Consider the following 23,005-nt stretch of genomic DNA (forward strand, 5'->3'; position numbering starts at 1 on the left):
AAAGCATATGGAATCCCATACACTTTTTTACTTAGTCTGTAAATATGGCGGCAATTGTTGCAACTGCTCCTTATCCTTTTCGCGTTCTCTACGCGCCCATTTAAAGAATACATAGCCGATAATCGTACCGTACACTATTTCCTGGACAATTTTCATAATGATACCGCCCGTTTGTTGGTCTTGTACTACTGGCATCCAGTGCAAAAATTCTGGTCCAGTTATATTTAATTCTGATAAAGTTCCCGCAGGTACGCATAGTTCCATCGCTTTCATCCAAGCAGCTGAATCCGTATACGTTGCAAATAACGGTGCAGTTGCAAAAATTATTAATGCACAAGCTGGCGTTAATAATATACCGTTAGCAAACATATAACCAAGTTTCTTTATATCACTTAACGTTTGATATCCTGGTAACGGATTTAACATCGGCCACCACATCATGATTGCCGCAAAAAATAATATAGCGAGGCAAATCGGATGGGCAATTTGGCTTTGTTTTACTGCATCAAAAACAACTGGCAAATGATAAAAAGAAAACAGTCCATTAAATACAAACAATGCAATAAGCGGTTTAGCAAAAATTTTCAACATAATTTGAACTAGCTTAAAAGAAGTAATATAACGATATAACCAAACTGGTATACCAAGTAATAATAAAGGCGGAACTGCAATATACATGACTGCCATTTCAAACATATGTGCACTAAATATAATATGGCCAATTAAATCAATAGGTCCACCCTTTACAAAATACAAAAGAACAATTCCAGACGTAAAATAAAAAATTTGCTTTTTACTTACCTTCGTCGCATTTTCAAATCGAGTTCTATATGGTCCAATAATTAAGAAGTATCCAATAAGAATCGAAAGCATAAATAATAAAAAGAATGGACTCCATAAAGCTTGAAAGCCAAATATCCATAAGTTACTCATTGTCACCCCCACCTTCCTAATGGTTATCCTTCCACATAATGTGAAGAGGGGGCTGTGACAACACAAGCCCCCTTATTCTTCACTTTTCAAATCCACACGATTGTCATAAAAGCTAAAATTGTAATTAATCCTATTAACAGGCCAGAATACAGAAAGAAACTTGCAGCCTCATGCCCTTTATGGCTCATATGCATAAAATAATACAATTGAAAAATTACTTGCACCACTGCCAATAGTAAAATAAACGGAACAGAGAAGGTTGGACTAAAAGTTTTTGGATATGCTACCGCTACAAATGCAACTAATGTCAGGAAAATCATTAGCGCAAACGTAATAACTTGGTGCTTCATCTCCTCTGCACTTTTTCTCTTCCGATAAACAAGATCCACCTTAGGATTATTTGTTTGTCTTATCGCCATTGTTTATCCCACCATTCCCATTAAATATACTACAGTGAAAATAAACACCCAAACTACGTCAATAAAGTGCCAATAAATTGATGCAACATAAAACTTTGGTGCGTTGTATAAATTTAAACCACGCTTCGCATTTCTAAAAATTAATGTTAAAATCCAACACAATCCAAACAATACGTGAAGTCCATGTGTACCAACAAGAGCATAAAATGCAGAGCCAAATGCACTACTTCTCATAGTATGCTTAAATTCATGTGTATAATGATAAAACTCATATATTTCAAATCCCAAAAACCCTAAGCCAAGCAACACTGTTACAAGTAGCCAAAGTTGCATTTTCTTAAAATTAAAGTTTTTCATATGGTACATCGCATATACACTCGTTAAACTACTCGTTAATAAAAGCATCGTCATAATGAAAACGAGCGGCATTTGAAACATCTCTTGAGATGTTGGTCCACCATTTGTAGAGTTTTTTAATGCTAAATATGTGCCAAACAAGGAAGCGAACAATACTGTTTCGCCTCCAAGAAATAACCAAAAACCGACAAACTTATTTTTCCCCTCAAGGGTTGCTTTTTCAGGCTCTGCTGGAAATGTTTCATTCGTTAATTTTTCATCTACATGCATTATGCCTTGCCCCCCTTATCCTCTAAATCTTCCTTATGAATATGATATCCATGATCATCGACTACTGAACGAAGGAACATTGCGCCAAATGTAATGATTAAACCAATAATTGCTACTAATAACCAGAACTTATCTTTTCCACCTTGCATATACATTGCACCGAATGCCGCTATGAATAAGCCTAGAGAAATGATAAATGGTGAAAATGAAGCATTTGGCATATGAATATCACCAACTGGTTCCGCCGCCGTCATCTCTTTATTACCTTCACGTTTTTCAATCCAAAACGGATCTAACCCGCGAACAAATGGTAATTGTTTGAAATTATATTCCGGTGTAGGTGCTGGCATTGTCCATTCTAGTGTACGTCCATCCCATGGATCACGACCAGCCTTCTCTTTTGATACAGTTGTTTTTATTACATTGAATAGAAGAACAATCGTTCCAAGAGCCATAAACACAGCTCCAATAGAACTAATCATATTCCCCATTTCCAATCCTTGCCCCTCAAGATATGTGTAGTAACGACGTGGCATTCCAATCAATCCAAGGAAATGCTGAATAAAGAATGTTAAATGGAAACCGATAAAGAATAACCAAAATGTTATCTTACCTAATGTTTCATTTAATATTTTATTAAACATCAGTGGCCAATAATAATGAGCCCCTGCAAGTAAACCAAATACAACACCACCGACGATTACATAATGAAAGTGCGCTACTACGAAATAGTTATCATGAAATTGATAATCAGCTGGTGCAGATGCAAGCATAACGCCTGTAACTCCACCCATTACGAATGATGGAATAAAAGCTACCGCCCACATCATCGGTGTTGTAAAACGAATACTTCCGCCCCACATTGTAAAGAGCCAGTTAAATATTTTAATACCTGTCGGAACCGCAATTGCCATTGTCGCAACTGAGAAAATAGCATTTGCAACTGGACCAAGGCCAACAGTAAACATGTGATGCGCCCATACCATGAATCCTAAAAATCCAATTAATACTGTCGCAAACACCATCGATGAATAACCAAATAATCGTTTTTTCGAAAATGTCGCGAAGATTTCTGAGAATATTCCGAAAGCTGGGAGTATAAGAATGTATACTTCCGGATGACCGAAAATCCAGAATAAATGCTCCCATATAATTGTGTTCCCACCTAATGCTGGATTAAAGAAACTTGTTCCAAATAAACGATCTAACATTAAAAGTCCTAATCCTACAGTTAACGGCGGAAAAGCAAATAATATAAGTGAAGATGTTACAAACGTTGTCCATGTAAACATTGGCATACGCATATACGTCATTCCTGGCGCACGCATATTAATGATTGTAACAAGGAAGTTAATACCTCCAATTAATGTACCAATACCTGAAATTTGCAAGCCGAGTACATAAAAATCAACACCATGGCCTTTAGAAGCTAAAGCTAATGATGCATAAGATGTCCATCCTGCATCAGGTGCTCCACCTAAAAACCAACTTAAATTTAAAAATACTCCACCAAAGAAAAATAACCAAAATCCGAGTGAATTCAAAAACGGGAACGCTACATCACGCGCACCAATTTGAAGTGGCACGGCGGCGTTCATAAATGCAAACACGAGTGGCATAGCTGCGAGGAAAATCATTGTTGTACCGTGCATCGTTAATACTTGATTATAAGCATCCCCAACAAGAAAAGCGTTGTTAGGAATCGCTAATTGAAGGCGAATAAATAGTGCTTCTATTCCGCCTATTATAAAAAACAATCCACCTGCAATTAAATAGAGAATGGCAATCTTTTTATGGTCTACTGTCGTTAAATAATCCCATATGACAGCACCCATCCCCTGTTTTTTTGCTACAGAGCTCACGTTTTCAACCTCCCCTTCGCGAATAATCCCTCTTTACTTTTCAATCTTTAACGTTTGTAAGTATGCATTTAATGCATCAATTTGATCATCCGTTAAGTTGCCATATTTACCAGTCATTTTATTTCCTGGCTTCATATTTTCAGGATCTTTCAGCCATTTTTTTAAGTTTTCTTCATTATTTTCGGCAATACCAGCAACCGTATCACGATCAGCAAAGTTTGCTAAGTTTGGTGCGATACGAGCGGAAGGTGGTCTACTATCATTAGATCCAACTGCATGACAACCAATACAGCTTTTATTAAATATTTCTTGGCCCTCTTGCGCCTTTGTTGAAGCTACTTCTTTTTTCCCATCAATCTTCTTCATATCAGCAAGCCATTTTTTGTACTCGCTTTCATCTAAAGCTTTCACTTTAAATTGCATTAAAGAATGTGACGGGCCGCAAAACTCTGTACAAAAACCATTATAAGTGCCCGATTTATCTGCCTTTAACCACATTTTGTTTACATTGTCTGTATTTGTATCCATTTTACCAGCTAAAGATGGAACCCAGAATGAATGTTTAATATCGGCACCCTTCAAATTCAAATACACTTTCTTACCTGTGGGGATAACTAAATCTTGCGAAGTTACTATTTTTTCTGATTTATAAGAAAATTCCCACCAATAAAGATTCGCTGTTACATCAACAACGATCGTATCTTTATCAATATTCTTTTTCTCCATCGCACTTACATCAGCAAGTTTGAATGTATATGTAACCGTCGGAACAGCTAAGATTAGTAAAAGAATAATCGGAATAACTGTCCATATAATTTCTAGTTTGTGATTCCCTTCAACTTGTTCTGGAATATAATCTTCCTGACCTTTCTTTTGTCGGAAACGCACAATTACATACAAGAAAATAATAGTAACTACTAGTACTACTCCTACCATGATCGCACTCGCTAGTAAGAGCAGATCATATTGCATTTTTGCTACTTCTCCTTGCGGAATTAAAGTAGATTGAAAGGCTTTACCGCATCCCCCTAACAGTAAAGCCAGCAGTGAAACGAACGAAAGCAGTCGCCACTGTTTCTTCATACAAACAACCCCCACTTTCCTTGTGAATTAGATTGTACTTTATAGTTAAGTAAAGTAAATCTCAACGTAAAGAAATCCAATTATGTCGTTGTCTTAGAAGAATGTAACTACAATCATTGATACAAATAAGATTGTTAAATAATTTAGGGAATAAACAAACATTTGTACGGACCATTTGATGTCATCCTTCTTACGGAAGCCATAAAATCCTAAAACGATCCATCCGATGTTAAGCAATGTTGCAAGTACCATAAATGTTATCCCAAGTCCACTCATATAAAATGGTAGTGGTAATAAACATACTGTCCAAATCATAATTTGGCGTTTCGTAATTTCAAATCCATGAACTACAGGAAGCATTGGAATTCCTGCATTTCGATATTCATCAACACGTTTCATCGCTAACGCAAGGAAATGTGGGATTTGCCAAATAAACATAATTAAAAATAACATCCAAGCAATTGGATGGCCTAAAGATGGATCAATTGCTGCCCATCCAATTAAAGGTGGAACTGCTCCAGAAATACTACCTACAACAGTATTTAGCGTATACTTTCTCTTTGTCCATAAAGTATATAAAACAACATATGTGAAGGCACCAATAAATCCCATTAATACTGCCATCGGTGTTGTTAATAATAAGAATACAAATCCAAGTAGTAATATAACTAGTCCAAATGTAAGTGCAAAACCTGGTTTATACTTTCCTGTAACCGTTGGACGGGTTTTTGTTCTTTCCATTAACGGATCGATGTCTCGATCAATGTAGTTATTTAAACAACATACCCCTGCCATAATTAATCCGGAACCAACGATTGTAAAAAATAGCTTATCCAGATTGTCCATCACACTTAATCCATTAAAGTGTAACGCCAACCAAAATCCTGTAAATACAGTAAGTGTATTTGAGTTTACAATCCCCATTTTAACGAGCGCTGATAAATCTTGTAACCGAGTTGTTTCGGGTACACTTGTTACAGCTGACTCATCATGCAGCTCACTTGTTGCATGGTTCATCACTTTAACCCCCTCTTAAAACTTTCATCTTTCTTTTTGCGCCTATTTCGAATGAAATAATTCGCTTCTATATAGCAATATTATTACAGTAGAAATATTGTTAACCCATTCTACTACTAATCTACGCCCATACTCCAATATATTAAATCATATTTCCCGAACATTTTGTGAAGAAAACATGAACTTTTTGTGTCGAATATAAAAAAGCTTACTTCTTACTTATCCTTATCATAACATGATGTTACTTTCTATAATAAACTATTTTGTCATATTTAACACGTATTCTCCCCATTTCTTTTCAAAATAGCCTATTTTCCTCCTAAAAATTCCCTTATAAATTCTATTTTCACACCCTTTTTCTCCCCTTTGTCTTCCCCCTCCATTTCTTTGCTATTTTATTATTTTTTATATATCATAGGAACTAGCGCGTTTTATTCTATACATAATGGAATGAAAATATTTCGCAATAACTTCATAGCAGAAAGATGGTGAAAGAGATTGCAACGCTTTATTAAATGGTTAGCAGTCATTACAAGTCTTGATTTATTAGTAGTATTATTAGGAGGCGCTTTAGTTACAAAAACAGGTTCTGGCCAAGGCTGCGGTAAATCATGGCCGCTTTGTAATGGTGAGTTAGTTCCATCTAATTTATCGATGGAAACTATTATTGAACTAAGTCACCGCCTTACATCAGGATCAGCAGGAATACTTGTCACTCTCCTTTGTATTTTATCCTGGAAGTATTATAAACATGTGCGCGAAACAAAAACGTTAGCAATTTTATCCTTCGTATTTTTAGTTGCACAAGCATTAATGGGAGCGGCAGCCGTTGTTTGGGGTCAAATGCCAGCTGTACTTGCTATCCATTTTGGTATTTCCTTAATTTCATTCGCTTCTGTTATTTTGTTAACGTGTCTTATTTTTGAAATTGATCAGAAATTTGATGCACGTTCACTTATTATGGATAAAAAAATGAAATTTCACATTTATGGTGTAACAATTTACAGTTATATCGTCGTCTACACAGGGGCTTTAGTACGTCACGAACGAGCTAGCTTAGCCTGTCCAGACTTTCCTTTATGTAGTAAAAATAGACCATGGCCGACTCAATTACATGAGTGGGTTCAAATGGGGCATAGAGCTGCAGCGATATTAATATTCCTTTGGATACTATACGCAATGATTATTGCTATTCGTCAATATAAGCAACAAAGCGTAGTATACTGGGGATGGATTATTTCCTTTATTCTTGTAACACTTCAAGCTATTGTTGGGATTTTAGTTGTATATACAAATGCTAGTTTAGCAATGGCATTATTACATTCCCTATTCATTTCTTGCTTGTTTGCTGTATTATGCTATTTAGTTATGTTAGGAACAAGAAGTAAAGTGAACGCAAAAGAATCCGAATCAACTTCTAAACAAACAAAATAATTTAAACCTAAAATCCCTTGCCGAATCAGCAAGGGATTTTTTGCAATAAAAAAAGAGCTGTATTTACACAGCTCTTTCCTTATTTTAGTGATCTAATTCAATAAGTAAATCACCCGTTTGAATTGCATCACCATCGTTAACATATACTTTCTTCACTTTACCATTGAACGGCGCTTGAACTGTCGTTTCCATTTTCATCGCTTCTGTAATTGCCATAGAATCGCCTTTTTTCACTTCATCGCCTTCTTTTACAACTACTTTAATAACCGTTCCTGGCATCGTTGCGCTAATATGGTTTGGATTTTCACGGTTTCCTTTCACACGTTGTGCAACTGTTGCTTTCACACTTTCGTCTTTCACAACAATCTCACGTGGTTGTCCGTTAAATTCTAAGTAAAGAATACGATTTCCATCCGGCTGAGGTTCTCCAATTGATACTAGTTTAACCATCAATGTTTTACCTTGCTCAATTTCCACATCAATTTCTTCACCAAGTCTCATACCATAGAAGAATGTCGGTGTATCAAGCACAGATACATTACCATACATCTCAGCAACTTTTTCGTAGTCCATAAATACTTTCGGATATAACGCGTACGCAACTACATCGAAAATCGTTACTTCGCGTCCAAGTTTATGGAATAACTCTTCTTTTAAAGCATCAAAATCTACTGGCTCTAACAATTCACCCGGTCTTACTGTTAACGGCTCTTTCCCTTTTAAAATAATCTTTTGTAATTCTTTCGGAAAACCACCGTACGGTTGACCTAAATCACCAGAGAACATTTCAACAACAGATCCTGGGAAATCCAAAACATGTCCACGCTCTAAAATATCTTGTTCTGTCAAATGGTTTTGAACCATAAATAATGCCATATCACCAACAACTTTTGAAGATGGCGTTACTTTTACAATGTCTCCAAACATGTCATTCACACGACGGTACATTACTTTCACTTCATCGAAGCGATCTCCTAAACCAACCGCCTTTGCTTGTTGCTGAAGATTACTATACTGCCCACCCGGCATTTCGTGCATATATACCTCTGTGTGAGGTGCATTCATACCACTTTCAAACGGTGCATAGTATTTGCGTACATCTTCCCAGTAATGAGATAGTTTTTCTAATGAATCTATATTAACATCTGGTTGTCTTTCATTTCCGCCTAATGCGTAGTATAGTGTGTTCGCACTTGGTTGTGACGTTTGACCTGCCATTGAACTCACCGCTACATCGACAATATCAACACCCGCTTCAATTGCCTTCGTATACGTTAATATACCGTTTCCGCTCGTATCATGTGTGTGCAAGTGAATCGGAATCGATACTGTCTCTTTTAATGCAGAAACTAAATCGTATGCAGCATTAGGTTTTAATAAACCTGCCATATCTTTAATACCTAATATATGAGCACCTGATGCTTCTAATTCTTTCGCCAAGTTTTTATAATAATTCAAATCATATTTACTACGTAACGGATCATGAATATCTCCTGTATAACACATTGTCGCTTCTGCAATTTTGCCAGTATCTCGTACAGCATCAATCGCAACTCTCATACCTTCTACCCAGTTTAAGCTATCAAAAATTCGGAATACATCAATGCCAGCTTGAGCAGAACATTCCACAAATTTTTGAATTAAATTATCTGGATAGTTTTTGTAACCAACTGCGTTTGAAGAGCGAAGTAACATTTGGAATAAAACATTCGGCATTTTTTCACGAAGATCTAGTAATCGTTCCCATGGATCTTCTTTTAAGAAACGATACGCAACATCGAACGTTGCACCGCCCCACATTTCCGCTGAGAATAAGTTCGGTAACATTCTCGCTGTCGGCTCTGCAATTTGATGTAAATCTTTTGTACGAATACGAGTTGCAAGTAGTGACTGATGCGCATCACGGAATGTTGTATCAGTTAAAAGTACACGTTTTTGATCTTGAACCCACTTTACTAATCCATCCGCTCCCCGCTCATCCAAAATTTGTTTTGTTCCATTTTGTATCGGCTCTGAGTGTACTACATTTGGTATACGAGCATCCGGGAAAATTGGTTTCTCTTTTTTCCCTACTCCCGGGAAACCATTTACTGTTACTGAACCAATGTAATTTAACATTTTCGTTCCGCGGTCTTTACGTTTCGGGAATAAGAACAGTTCAGGTGACGCGTCAATAAACGACGTATCATATTCTCCTGATAAGAAGTTTTTATGTTTTACTACATTCTCTAGGAATGGAATATTTGTTTTAATACCACGAATACGGAATTCTTTTAAGTTACGTTCCATTTTTGCAGCAGCTTGTTCAAAAGTAAGAGCCCAAGTCGTAACTTTTACAAGTAAAGAATCGTAGTACGGTGTAATAACTGCACCTTGGAAACTATTACCTGTATCAAGACGAACACCAAAGCCACCGCCTGATCGGTACGCCATAATTTTTCCTGTATCCGGCATAAAATTATTTAGTGGGTCCTCAGTCGTTACACGAGATTGGATTGCAAATCCGTGCACAACCACTTCTTCTTGCTTCGGAACACCTACCATTTTACTATGTAATGCATGTCCATCAGCTATTAAAATTTGCGATTGAACGATATCCACTCCTGTAATCATCTCTGTAATCGTATGTTCAACTTGAACACGTGGGTTTACTTCTATGAAGTAAAACTCATCACCTTTTACAAGAAATTCTACCGTTCCTGCGTTTAAATAGTTTACATTTTTCGTTAACTTCACAGCAGCTTCACAAATACGTTGACGCAAATCATCTGAAAGCGAAACGCTTGGTGCGATTTCGACAACTTTTTGATGGCGACGTTGCACAGAACAGTCACGCTCGAATAAGTGAACAACATTGCCTTCTTCATCTGCTAAAATTTGTACTTCTATATGTTTAGGTTTTTCAACGAATTTTTCAACGTATACTTCATCATTACCAAAGGCTGCTTTTGCTTCTGATTTCGCGCGATTATACGATTCTCTTAATTCTTCACTAGCTCGTACTATACGCATACCTCGACCGCCACCACCAAGGGACGCTTTAATAATAATCGGGTAATCATACTTTTCAGCAAACTCTTCGACTTCTTCTATTGAATCTATTGGGCCATCACTACCAGGAATAACCGGAATTTGTGCTAGCTGCGCTTGTGTTCTTGCTTTCACTTTATCTCCAAACATATCTAAATGCTCACTTTTCGGACCAATAAAGATAATTCCTTCTTCTTCACAACGTTTTGCAAATTGGATATTTTCTGACAAGAAACCATATCCAGGGTGGATTGCATCTACATGATTGCTTTTCGCAATCTCAATAATGCCCTCAATATCTAGATAAGCATCAATTGGCTTTTTCCCTTCCCCAACTAAATAGGACTCATCGGCTTTATAGCGATGATAAGAACCGCTATCCTCTTTAGAATAGATTGCAACTGTTTTTAATCCAAGTTCCGAACAAGCTCGAAACACACGAATTGCAATCTCTCCACGGTTAGCTACCAATACTTTTTGAATACGTTGCAGCTTTGTCATGATTTTCCCCCTCTACTTTCCTACCACTTTAGAGATAAAATATATACACACCATAAAAAGCGTGAAGTTCTTCACTTTCCACATTATATTATACTTAGAAAGTTTCACTTTATTTTTATCCATCATACCTTATTTTTTAACAAATGATAAGTTTTCTGTGCAATTTGTTTCACAAAAATAGTATAGCATACCTCTTCCTTTTCGAACAACCTAATTGTATATCACATTTGTTTTAATGTGATATATTTTTCGGATATAAAAACAATTAATATATCACATTTGAAATTACTTTAAATAAAAAAACACATTGTGCTCTACAGCACAATGTGTTTTTATTTTACAACTACAAGATGCGGTCCACCTTGTTCTCTTTCTTTAACTAACTCATTTTGTTGTTTTTCTTGTCTTTTCACATGACTAGCAATATTCAATAATATCCCCATCGCAAGTAGATTAGCTAACAAGGAACTTCCGCCGTAACTAACAAAAGGTAACGGTACCCCAGTAAGCGGTATTAATCCAGACATACCACCGACATTGATAAACGTTTGAACTCCAAACAAACTTGCAATTCCGATGGCTATTAAACTTCCAAATGGATCTGTACACTTTTGCGCCACTCTAAATGAGCGAATGATAATTAACAATAAACAGATTAAAATGATAGCTACACCTATAAAGCCTAGTTCTTCAGATATAATCGCCATAATAAAATCCGTTTGGGGCTCTGGTAAGTATCCATACTTTTGCACACTATTCCCTAACCCCCTACCATTTAACCCACCTGAAGCAATTCCAATAAATGAATTTACCAATTGGAATCCATCATTTTGAGGATCGTTAAACGGATCCAGAAAAACTGAAAATCGCGCTTTTTGGTATGAACTCAATTTATAATTCCCAATAAAATACAATATTGGGACCCATACTACAGACGTTAATAAGAATCTTTTTATCCATAAATTAACACTAACTCCTGAACAAAGAAACATGATTCCTACCGTTCCCGCAATTAACATATCGGTACCTAAGTCATTTTGCTTTAAAATTAAAAACATGATTAAACCAATACCTAAAAGTACCGGTCCCGATCCTTTGAAAACGGACGTATTTGTTTCTTGCCTTTTCGCAAAAAAATGAGCCAATACGAGAATAACTGTTATCTTTACAAATTCCGCAGGCTGTATTCCAAATATCCATCCATTTGCACCATTTACTTTCTTAGTGAAAAAGGCTGCTGCCGCTAATAAGGCAACACTAGCACCGTAACTCCCCAATAAGAAAATTCGTTTTCTCCACACTTTATATGGGATAATAGCCATAATTATTAATACCATTGTCCCAGCAGCTAAAGTAAGTAATTGTCTTTTAAAAAAGAAATTTGCTGGTTTATCAAACCGCGAAATCGCAACAATGGAACTAGAACTATATACCATTATGACTCCCAGCACACATAAAATAACAAGAGGAAGTAATAATGAATAATCCATTGATTTCCATATTCTTTTCATTTCATTTCCTCTCTCTGTTTCAAATTAATTATTGTTGTATTCCATATGTATATACGTTCTTCCTGCTTTATTATACAAATAAAAAGCTCAAACTGTTTTAGTTTGAGCCCCCATATTTGAACCCGTTATTGTTGTTTGTTTGTAAATGCTTCATGAAGTGCAGATAACTCACGTTCGAGCTCTCCTAACATTGCTTTCCCTTGCTCTTCTGCAATAAGACCAAGGCGAACCGCAAAATCGACCTCGCGGGATAGTCCAAACATTTGTGTGTCTAAAACTTCTTCATATAATGGACATTGCGGCATTGTAAGATGGTCCATTTGCACCTTAATAAGTCTTAAAATCTTCTCTGCATCCGCTTGTAGAAGGGCTAGTGCCTTTTCCTGATGATTTGATACTGTCTCAGACGCCAAATTGATTCCCTCCGTTTCCGTCCTACTCTCTCATATCTATTAATATTAGCGATTGTTTTAATAAATTGCAATAGAAACATTTTTTGTGACAACAGTGTCTAATACTATTATACTGAAAAGTGGGAGTATAACACAAATGGGGGAACAACAATGAGCGAAATTTTATTTATTAATGGAAAAGTACGTTTTCCAATCACTATTGATCCAACTGTTTGGATTTTTGACGATCGAAAAGTAGATTTGACAACTTACTTTGATGAAACTAGAGAAAACACGTCTGAACTAGAAGCTTACTTAAAGAACACTTCAGAACATTGGGATCGTGAAATCCGTGATGGTGCTGCCTTCCCGCCAATACAACAAAGTGTAAAGAAATATAAAAAAGAACAGCTGATTACTGGGACATTTGGTATACCATTTCATCCATTTCTTGCTAACGCCGAAATTTTAGAGGACGCTATGCAAGTTGAAATTGAAACAGTAGATACTATCATTACACTTCCATTAGAAACGGTCAACAAGGCCATTCTTGGTTTTTCAAAAGAAGGAAAACCATTAAAAGAGGACGGACCTGTACATCTATATTTCAATGATGGATCTAATAGACAAAATCCAATCCGTAACATCCGTAAATTCACAATTATTTAACGAGTATACTTGAAAGAAAAAAAGGAGTGAGCTGAAGCTCACTCCTTTTTACAATAAATCCGCTGCTAGTTGAGCTAAATTCGAGCGCTCCCCTTTAACAAACTTTACATGACCACTAATACGTTGCTCTTTAAATTTCTCGACAACGTATGTTAAACCGTTATTATATTCATCTAAATATGGATGATCGATTTGCTGAGGATCTCCCATTAATACAATCTTACTTTTCTCTCCTACTCTCGTTAATATCGTCTTCACTTCATGCTTCGTTAAATTTTGTGCCTCATCAATAATAATGAATTGGTCTGGAATACTTCTGCCACGTATATAAGTAAGAGCCTCTACTTCAATCGAACCCATTCCAGCTAAAATAGCATCTAATTCCCCTGGCTTTTTCGTATTAAATAAATACTCTAGATTATCAAAAATCGGCTGCATCCATGGTCTTAACTTTTCTTCTTTTTCTCCTGGTAAATAACCGATATCTTTTCCGACTGGAACAATTGGTCTTGCAACAAGTAATTTTTTATATAACCCTAAATCTTCCGTTTGCATTAATCCCGAAGCTAACGCAAGTAACGTTTTTCCTGTACCAGCTTTCCCCGTTAACGTTACAAGCGGAATATCTTCGCGAAGCAACAATTCTAATCCCATTATTTGCTGCACGTTTCGTGGTCGTATCCCCCACACTTGCTCATTGTGAAAAATAAGTTTCTTCACCTTCTTACCTAAGTGATCTACAATGCCAAGTGCAGAACTAGAACCCCCAAGTGCATCCTTCATTACCACAAACTGATTTGGATAAAAAGGATGATTTGCAATTTCAGATAAAGGTAATTCACCTTTTTCATAAAAATAATCCAATTGTTCTTTTGATATATACCCTTCTAAAAAACCTGAATATATATTATCTACTTCAATTACGCGATCACTTAAATAATCTTCAGCCTTCAATCCAATTGCATCAGCTTTTACCCTTACGAGCACGTCTTTACTTACTAAAATAACAGACTTCCCGTCCTCTTTTTCTTGTTCTTCTAAAGATAGATTTTTCGCTACTGCTAAAATTCGATTATCATTTGTTTTTTCTACAAAAATATCTTGTAGTTGAACAAATGAACGATGATTTAATTCAATACGAAATGTACCGCCGTTTTCTAGCGGAATACTTTCATGCAGCTTTCCTATTTCACGAAATTTATCTATTAACTTAGATACATAACGAGCATTTCGTCCTACTTCGTCCATATAACGTTTCTTCGAATCAACCTCTTCTAATACAACTGCCGGAATCACTACTTCATTGGTTTCAAATGAAAAAATAGATAAAGGATCCTGCAAAAGTACATTCGTATCTAACACATAAATTTTATCCAACCTGTTACCCCCTGACTCCACTTTTAAATTTGTAGAACAAGGGTTTCATCCATAAAATATGGACGAACCATTGTTATAATTATATGTACCGTATAAACGAGGTAGAATCGAAAATTATAGCAATTAAACCTTTTCTTTATTTTTTATTCATTTCTATTCAATATATTACTTTTAATTTTAATTATTAACGTTAAATCACAATAACTGATTCCAAAAGTTAATGAACAATTTTCTTATTCATCTCACTTATAATTCTTTTATCCCTACCAACACTTGGTTATCCAGTTTTTTTGCTGCCCGAAGATCGTATGTTTTTTCATATTTTGGTTCAATTGCAAGTTTTGCTCCATAAAACATAACATCACGTACTTCTTGCACACTTACTTCTATTACAGCTAATTTTAGAGGAATGCCTTCCATTCTATCTGTCAAAATTTCACCTGCACCACTTATGGAAAATACGGATCCATTCGCCATTATAGTCAATACCACTCCCGGATTGCGCCTTATATTTTCCACAATACGTGAACGTTGATCTACCGCAAATCGAATACTAGTTTCACTCACTGCATACACCCAAGAAATAGCACTTACGTTAGGAACTTGTTTTTCGAAATCTGTTGTTGCTACCATAACAATACATTCTTTACGGAACGTTTGTACTAAATCATCTGTTAATGTAGGCTCTACTACATTCGCCATATTTCCACCTCCAAATATACTTAATATATCCTTATCATAACTTATTTTTCGAATTGCGAAAATATTATTTTTTCCTCCTATTATTCAAAAACATCATACTTCCATGATATACTTATACCGATAGAATTCGTATTGAGGTGACGAAATGAGAGTCAAATGTATGATCTGTGATAAAAAAGATATGTTAGATGACGAAAATCCTACGGCAAAAAAACTGCGTAATCGCCCTATTCATACATATATGTGCATGGAATGTTCGGAACGAATTGCAGAGCGTACGATGGAACGTCATGCAAGTGGTAATTTCCGATTATACCGTGATAAAAAAGTTGAAGACGATTGGTAAAATATAAATAAGTCCTTAATCATATCGATAAGGACTTATTTATATTTTTCAGGTTCACGATTCATCTGATCCAAAAAACAATCAATAGCTTCTAATGGAAATCTCACAGATTTTCTTTCCCCATCAATTTCATATGTAATCAAATACATTTCCTCATTCTTTTTAACTTCCACATCTCTTAATTTATGTTCTTCATATATCATATTTTGAAATAACAAATACGTTTCTTTCGCAGCACTATCATCGGGGCGTGCTTCCGCAACTGTTTTAATCGTTAACCAATTATATAGTGCATCTTGTACTGAACGCATGTCATTAATTCCCCCTCATCCTACTTTTTCTTGTTTTGCTTGACGTAAGCGCAATCTATAAATTCCTAGTACAATTGCTGCTACAACAAGCCCCTCCCCAACAGGTAAAAATACAGCAAAAAAGGTTAACACTGTACATCCAATTGCTAAAGAAATATATATCACGATATTTTTTAGTACAGATAATTTTCTAGCAAATCCTAAATTATAAACGAGAGCACTTAATATAATAATCGTTCCATAAAGTAACCACATTCCTAATTCTGGATTTTCATCCACCTTACATAATTTAGCAAAAAAAGACATCCTTTCTAACACACTCTTCCCCCCTAGCTATAAAAACAAGTTTTCTTTATACACTTAATACAAGAGTAACTCGCAAAAAAAATACTGTCCACAAAAAAGAATAAATATTCTAAAAATAAATAAAACAAAAAAACAACTACCTTTTGGAAAGGTAGTTGTTTTTTTGTTTTTACGCTTCTACAGATTTCTTTTTCTTAGCAGCTCTTTCGCGCTCGCTCTTATCAAGAATCTTTTTACGTAGACGGATTGATTCCGGAGTCACTTCACAGAACTCGTCATCGTTTAAGTACTCTAATGACTCTTCTAAAGTCATTAAGCGTGGTTTTTTCATTGTTGAAGTTTGGTCTTTCGTTGCAGAACGAATGTTAGTTTGTTGTTTCATTTTTACAACGTTAACTGTTAAATCATTTTCACGTGTATGTTCTCCAACAATCATACCAGCATATACTTCTGTACCTGGTTCAACGAAGATTACACCGCGATCTTCAACTTGCATAATACCGTATTGTGATGCTTTTCCTGTTTCAAGTGAAACTAGAACACCTTGACGACGTCCACCTACTTGTCCAGCGTGTACTGGTTGGTAGCAATCGAATGTATGGTTTAAAATACCGTAACCACGAGTTAATGTTAAGAATTCTGTTGTGTAACCAATTAAACCACGTGCTGGAACCATGAAAGTAAGGCGAACTTGACCGTTTCCGTTATTCACCATATCTAACATTTCACCTTTACGTGCACCCATTGATTCCATAATAGAACCAGTGTATTCTTCAGGCACATCGATTTGTACGCGCTCTACAGGCTCACATCTTACGCCATCAACATCTTTAATAATTACTTCAGGTTTAGATACTTGTAGTTCATAACCTTCACGACGCATGTTTTCAATTAGGATAGATAAATGTAACTCACCACGTCCAGATACGATCCACGCATCAGGAGAATCTGTATTATCTACACGTAAACTTACATCTGTTTCTAATTGTGAACGAAGACGCTCTTCAATTTTACGAGATGTAATGTATTTACCTTCACGACCTGCAAATGGGCTGTTATTTACAAGGAATGTCATTTGTAGTGTTGGCTCATCAATACGTAATAATGGTAAAGCCTCTTCATGCTCAACTGGGCATACTGTTTCACCAACGTTAATGTCTTCCATACCTGAAACAGCTACTAAATCTCCAGCTTTTGCTTCTTCAATTTCTTGACGTTTTAATCCAATGTAACCAAATAATTTCGTTACACGGAATTGTTTTACACTTCCGTCAACCTTCATTAATGCAACTTGTTGTCCTACTTTCATAGTACCGCGGAATACGCGTCCAACTCCGATACGACCAACGTAGTCATTGTAATCAAGAAGTGCTACTTGGAATTGAAGTGGCTCTTCACTGTTATCCACTGGTGCTGGAATATGTTCAATAATTGTGTCAAACAATGATTTCATATTCTCTTCTTGATTTGCTGGATTTGAATCTAAGCTTGCTGTTCCGTTCATTGCTGATGCAAATACAACTGGGAACTCTAATTGATCTTCGTTTGCACCAAGCTCGATGAATAAGTCAACAACTTCATCAACTACTTCGTCAGGGCGAGCAAAGTCACGGTCAATTTTGTTTACAACTACGATTGGTGTTAAGTTTTGCTCAAGAGCTTTCTTTAAAACAAATCGTGTTTGTGGCATACAACCTTCATATGCATCAACAACAAGTAGAACACCATCAACCATTTTCATGATACGTTCTACTTCTCCACCGAAGTCCGCATGACCAGGTGTATCTAAAATGTTAATTCTTTTATCTTCATAGTGAATCGCAGTATTTTTCGCTAAAATTGTAATACCGCGTTCTCTTTCTAGATCATTTGAGTCCATTGCGCGTTCTTCAATATGTTCATTCGCACGGAACGTCCCCGCTTGACGTAATAACTGGTCAACAAGTGTTGTTTTACCATGGTCAACGTGGGCAATAATTGCTATATTTCGTAAATCTTGTCGTTTTTTCAACATGTCCAACTCCTAATGTCTTTTTAATCCTTCTCTATTATAAGAGCGAAGGGGATACAATGGCAATCAAAATAAAATCAAGAATGAAAATATAGTTGTATTCTTACTTTTGTGAAAGTAAAATGAGATTGGAGGGTGAAGAAATGGAACACATTCAATATCGCTTTTTATTAACTGCAATTATCGGTGTTATTTTCTTAATCGGTATCGGCATTATGGTTGCTGAAAATAGTCCCATTGGTATTATTATTTGCATTATCGGCACATTTGTTACAGTTGGATATGGTTTTGTAACAAAAAGAAAAATGCGTAAATCGCAATAATGTTAAAAAGTAAGAAGCTTGTATATAGCCTCTTACTTTTTTTGTTACTGCGATATAAATGATAATACTTCCTCATATACTCCCGGTTTTGCAACTAATACACTGCTTTTCTCTATAATAGACAGCGGAGCTCCGGAGAATGTTGTCACCTTTCCTCCAACTTCCTCAACTATGATCTGCCCCCCACCAAAATCCCATGGTGATAATCTCGGCGTTACATATGCATCTATTCTTCCCGTTGCAACGTATACCATTTCTAATGCTGCACAGCCATATGATCTCGTACCCCTTGCTTTCTTAACAAGTGCCATCATACTTTCCATATTAAGCAATGGATTGTCGGTAAGCCATATCGCATTTAAAGCTATAATACCATTCTCTACTGTTCCTTTTTCCAATAGAGGAATTGGCGTATCATTACAAAACGCTCCAACTCCCTTTACCGCATGATATAATTCATCATGAACAGGATCATAAATAAGACCAATTTTTCCGATACCGTTCTCATAAATTCCAATTGAAATTGCGAAATTTCTTTTTTGATGTACAAAATTCATTGTACCATCAATTGGATCAATTAACCAAACAACCCCGTCAGAAGAAGTTATCTCATCTCCATAGCCTTCTTCTCCTAAAATATTATGGGTTGGGAATGTTTCTTTAATTTTCCCAATTAAATACTGTTCTATTTCCCGGTCCATGTTTGTTACTAAATCAGCTGCATTTGATTTCGTTTCTATAATAAGTGCTTGTTTCAGTGATGCCATTAAGCGCTCTCCTGCATCTCGAATCCACCGTTTGGCGTGTGCATCGATATCTTTCCATACCTCTTGCATGTTTAAACACTCCGATCTATACTGTTCACAGAAAAAACGAACCCTTTATAAGGTTCGCACCAACTAATTTTTTATACATATACTATTATTACGCTTCTAAACGAATCATTTCAAGTCTCAACACTTCTAATTTTTGTACGCACTCTTCTTTTTTCTGTTTGTCATCCTCCATCATTGCATCATATAAAGTTGCTAATTCATAATCTAGCTCCAAACGTAGCACCGGTATTCTCTTTTCAGCATCTGTTCTCTTTAACGCATTAATCACCTGTCTCATATTATTTGCCTCCTCCCAATATTCGTCTGCCCTCGGACTAGAATTAATTCAATTTTCTGATTTTTTGTTTTATACTATACTATGTTGGATAAATCATCTATGCAACAAAATTATATTTTTTTATTTAAATTTTTTTGTGCTGTTTTTTTTATGAATAGTACAAGCTATGCTAAAATAAAAACAAAATAGGAGTTGGAGGAACAATCATGACACTACAAACATTCAAATCAACTGATTTTGATGTCTTTACAGTTGATGGTCTCGAAGAACGAATGATTGCAATTAAAACGAACATTCATCCTAAGCTAGAAGCTTTAGGGGAACAGTTTTCAGAGTATTTATCCAAACAAACTGATGAGAACTTTTTTTATCATGTCGCAAAACATGCACGCCGCAAAGTCAATCCACCAAACGATACTTGGGTTGCTTTTTCAACAAATAAACGAGGATATAAAATGCTACCACATTTTCAAATTGGTTTATGGGGTACTCACGCCTTCATATACTTTGGTTTAATCTATGAGTGTCCACAAAAAGTGGAGACGGCTCACGCCTTCTTAGAACATTTAAATGATTTAAAAACAAATATTCCAAATGACTTCGTTTGGTCCATTGACCATACTAAACCAAGTGTAAAATTGCATAAAACGCTTGAAACAGAAGACTTACAAAAGATGATTGAACGTTTAGCTACTGTGAAAAAAGCAGAACTATTAGTTGGTATTCATATATCACCAGAGGAGTTTTCAGCAATGACCAACGAACAATTCCTTGCTAAGATTGAATCTACGATGCAATCACTCCTTCCTTTATATGCACTTTGTAATCGATAGTAGAAAACGGACAATTTATATTGTCCGTTTTTAGTTGTTATCACATTATATCACTTCAGTTTTTATTTTTCAAAATATTTTTACATTTTTACAAGCTTTTGTTCTTCGACTTCTTTCGCCCTTTGAATAGTACGATATATAGAATATCCACTTACTTCTTGAAACTCTTTATCAATTTTCTTTTCTTCTGCTTTTGATGGAACAATCTCTTTAAAACGACGATATAATCCCATTAATTCTTCTCTTCTAATTCCTTTTTCATATGCCTTCTCAATTGCTTCATAAAACTTCACAATGGCAACCATTTCTTCATTTGACCAATCGTAATCTAACGGATATTGATATTCCATTTTGCACCTCATTTATCATTTCTACGTGTTTCATTATGCTATCTTAAAGAAAATTTTTTATTCTTCATTATAGCCACTCTGCATTATACACTATTTATTCATTTTAATGGAATTGTCTTCCTCTATGAGTTGACTTGGAAATAACTATTACACATACTCACCATAAAAATATTTTTTTATATACATCTATAATTATTGGTGATATAATGCTTTTGTTTTATAGAAAATAAAGTGTGACTACCATCCAAAAGGATTTTGTGAATGGCAGGAAAACAAGTCTCGTTTTAAAAGTTAATTACCTTACTTTCCTTTTAGAATGAGATGAAATCATATAAAACAAATTCTAATAAATATTACAAAAAAGAAGGGGTGTATAGATTGTCCCAATACGAAACACCATTGTTTACCGCTTTAGTTGAGCACAGTAAGCGAAATCCAATCCAATTCCATATTCCTGGTCATAAAAAAGGACAGGGCATGGATCCTGAATTTCGCGAATTTATTGGGCATAACGCATTAGCAATTGATTTAATTAATATTGCGCCACTCGATGATTTACATCATCCAAAGGGTATGATTAAAGAAGCACAGGATTTAGCTGCTGCTGCATTTGGTGCAGATCATACTTTCTTTTCTATTCAAGGTACAAGTGGCGCTATTATGACAATGGTGATGAGCGTTTGCGGTCCTGGTGACAAAATCCTAGTACCACGAAACGTGCATAAATCAGTAATGTCAGCTATTATTTTCTCAGGTGCAAAACCTATTTTCATGCATCCTGAAATCGATCCAAAACTTGGTATTTCTCATGGAATTACAATTCAATCTGTCAAAAAAGCACTTGAAGAACACTCAGATGCCAAAGGCTTACTTGTTATTAATCCAACCTACTTTGGCTTTGCTGCAGACTTAGAACAGATTGTACAATTAGCACATTCGTACGATATCCCTGTACTAGTCGATGAGGCTCATGGTGTTCATATTCATTTTCACGATGAATTACCGATGTCAGCGATGCAAGCTGGTGCAGATATGGCAGCAACAAGTGTTCACAAATTAGGAGGCTCTTTAACTCAAAGTTCTATTCTTAATGTGAAAGAAGGTCTTGTGAACGTAAAACATGTTCAATCTATTATTAGCATGCTTACGACTACATCAACTTCTTACATCTTATTAGCATCTCTTGATGTAGCAAGAAAACGTCTTGCTACAGAAGGAACAGCGCTCATAGAACAAACAATACAATTAGCTGAACATGTTCGTGATGCTATAAATGCTATTGAGCACCTTTACTGTCCTGGAAAAGAAATGTTAGGTACAGACGCTACTTTTAACTATGATCCTACAAAGATAATTGTGTCTGTGAAAGATTTAGGTATTACCGGCCATCAGGCTGAAGTATGGCTTAGAGAGCAATATAACATTGAAGTAGAACTCTCCGATTTATACAACATACTATGTCTTATCACTTTTGGAGATACAGAAAGCGATACAAATACGCTTATTGCAGCATTACAAGATTTAGCGGAAACATTTAGAAATAGGGCAGATAAAGGTGTTCAAGTACAAGTAGAAATTCCAGAAATACCGGTGCTAGCACTTTCTCCACGAGATGCTTTTTATTCAGAAACAGAAGTCATTCCATTTGAAAATGCGGCAGGTCGTATTATAGCTGATTTTGTTATGGTTTATCCACCAGGGATTCCAATCTTTACTCCGGGGGAAATTATTACACAAGATAACTTAGAGTATATTCGTAAAAATTTAGAAGCAGGTTTACCTGTACAAGGTCCTGAAGATATGACATTACAAACATTACGTGTTATTAAAGAGTACAAGCCTATCAGTTGATAGG

23 protein-coding genes are annotated in these 23,005 nt (G+C 35.8%); 6 read left to right on the forward strand and 17 right to left on the reverse strand.

Translation table 11 applies throughout. The features are described 5' to 3' along the window. Positions 1-27: 27 nt before the first annotated feature. The 6 genes from ctaG to ctaB form a co-directional block, all read right to left on the reverse strand. The gene (ctaG, locus tag JDS92_RS03970) at positions 28-933 is read right to left on the reverse strand and encodes a cytochrome c oxidase assembly factor CtaG (protein WP_199631530.1); all 906 of its coding nucleotides are present in this window, start codon (positions 931-933) and stop codon (positions 28-30) included. An 86-nt stretch (positions 934-1,019) separates the two neighbouring features. Beyond that, entirely contained in the window at positions 1,020-1,352 is a 333-nt protein-coding gene (gene ctaF / locus JDS92_RS03975; protein ID WP_001007827.1) for a cytochrome c oxidase subunit IVB, read from the reverse strand. A 3-nt stretch (positions 1,353-1,355) separates the two neighbouring features. Then, positions 1,356-1,979, reverse strand: coding sequence for a cytochrome c oxidase subunit III (gene ctaE, locus JDS92_RS03980; RefSeq protein WP_000557861.1), 624 nt, complete (start codon positions 1,977-1,979; stop codon positions 1,356-1,358). After that, complete coding sequence (gene ctaD, locus JDS92_RS03985; protein WP_170957719.1) at positions 1,979-3,814, reverse strand: cytochrome c oxidase subunit I; 1,836 nt, start codon at positions 3,812-3,814, stop codon at positions 1,979-1,981. Before ctaD ends, ctaE begins: the two co-directional genes overlap by 1 nt. Positions 3,815-3,874: 60 nt before the next feature. Further along, complete coding sequence (gene coxB, locus JDS92_RS03990) at positions 3,875-4,924, reverse strand: cytochrome c oxidase subunit II (protein WP_000745270.1); 1,050 nt, start codon at positions 4,922-4,924, stop codon at positions 3,875-3,877. 93 nt (positions 4,925-5,017) lie between these two features. Next, entirely contained in the window at positions 5,018-5,941 is a 924-nt protein-coding gene (ctaB, locus tag JDS92_RS03995) for a protoheme IX farnesyltransferase (protein WP_001015063.1), read from the reverse strand. Between the two features lie 498 nt (positions 5,942-6,439). Between ctaB and ctaA the strand changes: the two genes are divergently transcribed. Beyond that, positions 6,440-7,375, forward strand: a complete 936-nt coding sequence (ctaA, locus tag JDS92_RS04000; RefSeq protein ID WP_001188753.1) for a heme A synthase — start codon at positions 6,440-6,442, stop codon at positions 7,373-7,375. Positions 7,376-7,459: 84 nt separating this feature from the next. Here ctaA and pyc read toward each other — a convergent pair whose 3' ends face one another. The 3 genes from pyc to JDS92_RS04015 all read right to left on the reverse strand — a co-directional run bounded on the left by pyc (position 7,460) and on the right by JDS92_RS04015 (position 12,830). Next, positions 7,460-10,906: a pyruvate carboxylase gene (gene pyc / locus JDS92_RS04005; protein WP_199631531.1), complete on the reverse strand. Its 3,447-nt coding sequence runs from the start codon at positions 10,904-10,906 to the stop codon at positions 7,460-7,462. Between the two features lie 332 nt (positions 10,907-11,238). Then, on the reverse strand, positions 11,239-12,417 hold the full coding sequence (locus tag JDS92_RS04010) for an FtsW/RodA/SpoVE family cell cycle protein (protein WP_199631532.1): 1,179 nt from the start codon (positions 12,415-12,417) through the stop codon (positions 11,239-11,241). Positions 12,418-12,542: 125 nt separating this feature from the next. Continuing rightward, positions 12,543-12,830: an Fpa/YlaN family protein gene (locus tag JDS92_RS04015; RefSeq protein ID WP_000135695.1), complete on the reverse strand. Its 288-nt coding sequence runs from the start codon at positions 12,828-12,830 to the stop codon at positions 12,543-12,545. Positions 12,831-12,980: 150 nt separating this feature from the next. Here JDS92_RS04015 and JDS92_RS04020 point away from each other — a divergent pair, with 150 nt between their 5' ends. Further along, positions 12,981-13,478, forward strand: coding sequence for a hypothetical protein (locus tag JDS92_RS04020; RefSeq protein ID WP_097880919.1), 498 nt, complete (start codon positions 12,981-12,983; stop codon positions 13,476-13,478). A 48-nt stretch (positions 13,479-13,526) separates the two neighbouring features. Here the strand turns inward: JDS92_RS04020 and JDS92_RS04025 are convergent, their stop codons facing one another. Beyond that, the gene (locus JDS92_RS04025) at positions 13,527-14,855 is read right to left on the reverse strand and encodes a PhoH family protein (RefSeq protein WP_000358079.1); all 1,329 of its coding nucleotides are present in this window, start codon (positions 14,853-14,855) and stop codon (positions 13,527-13,529) included. 246 nt (positions 14,856-15,101) lie between these two features. Continuing rightward, entirely contained in the window at positions 15,102-15,557 is a 456-nt protein-coding gene (locus JDS92_RS04030; protein ID WP_000024575.1) for a pyridoxamine 5'-phosphate oxidase family protein, read from the reverse strand. Positions 15,558-15,702: 145 nt separating this feature from the next. On the opposite strand from JDS92_RS04030, the gene JDS92_RS04035 reads away from it, so the two are divergent. Continuing rightward, a complete protein-coding gene (locus JDS92_RS04035) occupies positions 15,703-15,903 on the forward strand; it encodes a YlaI family protein (protein ID WP_002093346.1) in 201 nt (66 codons plus the stop codon). A gap of 35 nt (positions 15,904-15,938) precedes the next feature. On the opposite strand, the gene JDS92_RS04040 is transcribed toward JDS92_RS04035, so the two are convergent. The 3 genes from JDS92_RS04040 to typA form a co-directional block, all read right to left on the reverse strand. Beyond that, on the reverse strand, positions 15,939-16,214 hold the full coding sequence (locus tag JDS92_RS04040; RefSeq protein ID WP_001258146.1) for a hypothetical protein: 276 nt from the start codon (positions 16,212-16,214) through the stop codon (positions 15,939-15,941). A 15-nt stretch (positions 16,215-16,229) separates the two neighbouring features. Next, positions 16,230-16,532, reverse strand: a complete 303-nt coding sequence (locus JDS92_RS04045) for a YlaH-like family protein (protein WP_000893661.1) — start codon at positions 16,530-16,532, stop codon at positions 16,230-16,232. A gap of 157 nt (positions 16,533-16,689) precedes the next feature. Beyond that, positions 16,690-18,534, reverse strand: a complete 1,845-nt coding sequence (gene typA / locus JDS92_RS04050) for a translational GTPase TypA (protein ID WP_000914753.1) — start codon at positions 18,532-18,534, stop codon at positions 16,690-16,692. A gap of 140 nt (positions 18,535-18,674) precedes the next feature. On the opposite strand from typA, the gene JDS92_RS04055 reads away from it, so the two are divergent. Further along, positions 18,675-18,854, forward strand: coding sequence for a DUF5325 family protein (locus JDS92_RS04055; protein ID WP_000400129.1), 180 nt, complete (start codon positions 18,675-18,677; stop codon positions 18,852-18,854). Positions 18,855-18,898: 44 nt separating this feature from the next. Here JDS92_RS04055 and JDS92_RS04060 read toward each other — a convergent pair whose 3' ends face one another. Beyond that, positions 18,899-19,690: an inositol monophosphatase family protein gene (locus JDS92_RS04060; protein ID WP_001158712.1), complete on the reverse strand. Its 792-nt coding sequence runs from the start codon at positions 19,688-19,690 to the stop codon at positions 18,899-18,901. An 88-nt stretch (positions 19,691-19,778) separates the two neighbouring features. Next, positions 19,779-19,967, reverse strand: a complete 189-nt coding sequence (locus JDS92_RS04065; RefSeq protein ID WP_001250164.1) for a hypothetical protein — start codon at positions 19,965-19,967, stop codon at positions 19,779-19,781. Positions 19,968-20,173: 206 nt separating this feature from the next. On the opposite strand from JDS92_RS04065, the gene JDS92_RS04070 reads away from it, so the two are divergent. Then, positions 20,174-20,800, forward strand: coding sequence for a YktB family protein (locus JDS92_RS04070; protein ID WP_199631533.1), 627 nt, complete (start codon positions 20,174-20,176; stop codon positions 20,798-20,800). An 80-nt stretch (positions 20,801-20,880) separates the two neighbouring features. On the opposite strand, the gene JDS92_RS04075 is transcribed toward JDS92_RS04070, so the two are convergent. Further along, entirely contained in the window at positions 20,881-21,150 is a 270-nt protein-coding gene (locus JDS92_RS04075; protein ID WP_000456544.1) for a UPF0223 family protein, read from the reverse strand. A 378-nt stretch (positions 21,151-21,528) separates the two neighbouring features. On the opposite strand from JDS92_RS04075, the gene speA reads away from it, so the two are divergent. Continuing rightward, positions 21,529-23,001 carry an arginine decarboxylase gene (gene speA, locus JDS92_RS04080; protein ID WP_000084886.1) on the forward strand — a complete coding sequence of 491 codons (1,473 nt, stop codon included), beginning with the start codon at positions 21,529-21,531 and terminating at the stop codon, positions 22,999-23,001. The last annotated feature ends 4 nt before the right edge of the window (positions 23,002-23,005 follow it).

The organism is Bacillus cereus group sp. N12, assembly GCF_016483575.1.
In the GTDB taxonomy this organism is placed as follows: Bacteria; Bacillota; Bacilli; order Bacillales; family Bacillaceae_G; genus Bacillus_A; species Bacillus_A toyonensis.

Bases quoted from the DNA above. Each gene is read 5' to 3' on its own strand.
- JDS92_RS04065 (WP_001250164.1), bottom strand. From the start codon at position 19,967: ATGAGACAGGTGATTAATGCGTTAAAGAGAACAGATGCTGAAAAGAGA.
- coxB (WP_000745270.1), bottom strand. From the start codon at position 4,924: ATGAAGAAACAGTGGCGACTGCTTTCGTTCGTTTCACTGCTGGCTTTA.
- JDS92_RS04010 (WP_199631532.1), bottom strand. From the start codon at position 12,417: ATGAAAAGAATATGGAAATCAATGGATTATTCATTATTACTTCCTCTT.
- ctaE (WP_000557861.1), bottom strand. From the start codon at position 1,979: ATGCATGTAGATGAAAAATTAACGAATGAAACATTTCCAGCAGAGCCT.
- ctaG (WP_199631530.1), bottom strand. From the start codon at position 933: ATGAGTAACTTATGGATATTTGGCTTTCAAGCTTTATGGAGTCCATTC.
- JDS92_RS04070 (WP_199631533.1), top strand. From the start codon at position 20,174: ATGACACTACAAACATTCAAATCAACTGATTTTGATGTCTTTACAGTT.
- JDS92_RS04060 (WP_001158712.1), bottom strand. From the start codon at position 19,690: ATGCAAGAGGTATGGAAAGATATCGATGCACACGCCAAACGGTGGATT.
- JDS92_RS04040 (WP_001258146.1), bottom strand. From the start codon at position 16,214: ATGCGTTCAGTACAAGATGCACTATATAATTGGTTAACGATTAAAACA.
- ctaB (WP_001015063.1), bottom strand. From the start codon at position 5,941: ATGAACCATGCAACAAGTGAGCTGCATGATGAGTCAGCTGTAACAAGT.
- ctaF (WP_001007827.1), bottom strand. From the start codon at position 1,352: ATGGCGATAAGACAAACAAATAATCCTAAGGTGGATCTTGTTTATCGG.
- JDS92_RS04075 (WP_000456544.1), bottom strand. From the start codon at position 21,150: ATGGAATATCAATATCCGTTAGATTACGATTGGTCAAATGAAGAAATG.
- ctaD (WP_170957719.1), bottom strand. From the start codon at position 3,814: ATGGGTGCTGTCATATGGGATTATTTAACGACAGTAGACCATAAAAAG.
- typA (WP_000914753.1), bottom strand. From the start codon at position 18,534: ATGTTGAAAAAACGACAAGATTTACGAAATATAGCAATTATTGCCCAC.
- pyc (WP_199631531.1), bottom strand. From the start codon at position 10,906: ATGACAAAGCTGCAACGTATTCAAAAAGTATTGGTAGCTAACCGTGGA.
- JDS92_RS04055 (WP_000400129.1), top strand. From the start codon at position 18,675: ATGGAACACATTCAATATCGCTTTTTATTAACTGCAATTATCGGTGTT.
- JDS92_RS04030 (WP_000024575.1), bottom strand. From the start codon at position 15,557: ATGGCGAATGTAGTAGAGCCTACATTAACAGATGATTTAGTACAAACG.
- JDS92_RS04035 (WP_002093346.1), top strand. From the start codon at position 15,703: ATGAGAGTCAAATGTATGATCTGTGATAAAAAAGATATGTTAGATGAC.
- JDS92_RS04020 (WP_097880919.1), top strand. From the start codon at position 12,981: ATGAGCGAAATTTTATTTATTAATGGAAAAGTACGTTTTCCAATCACT.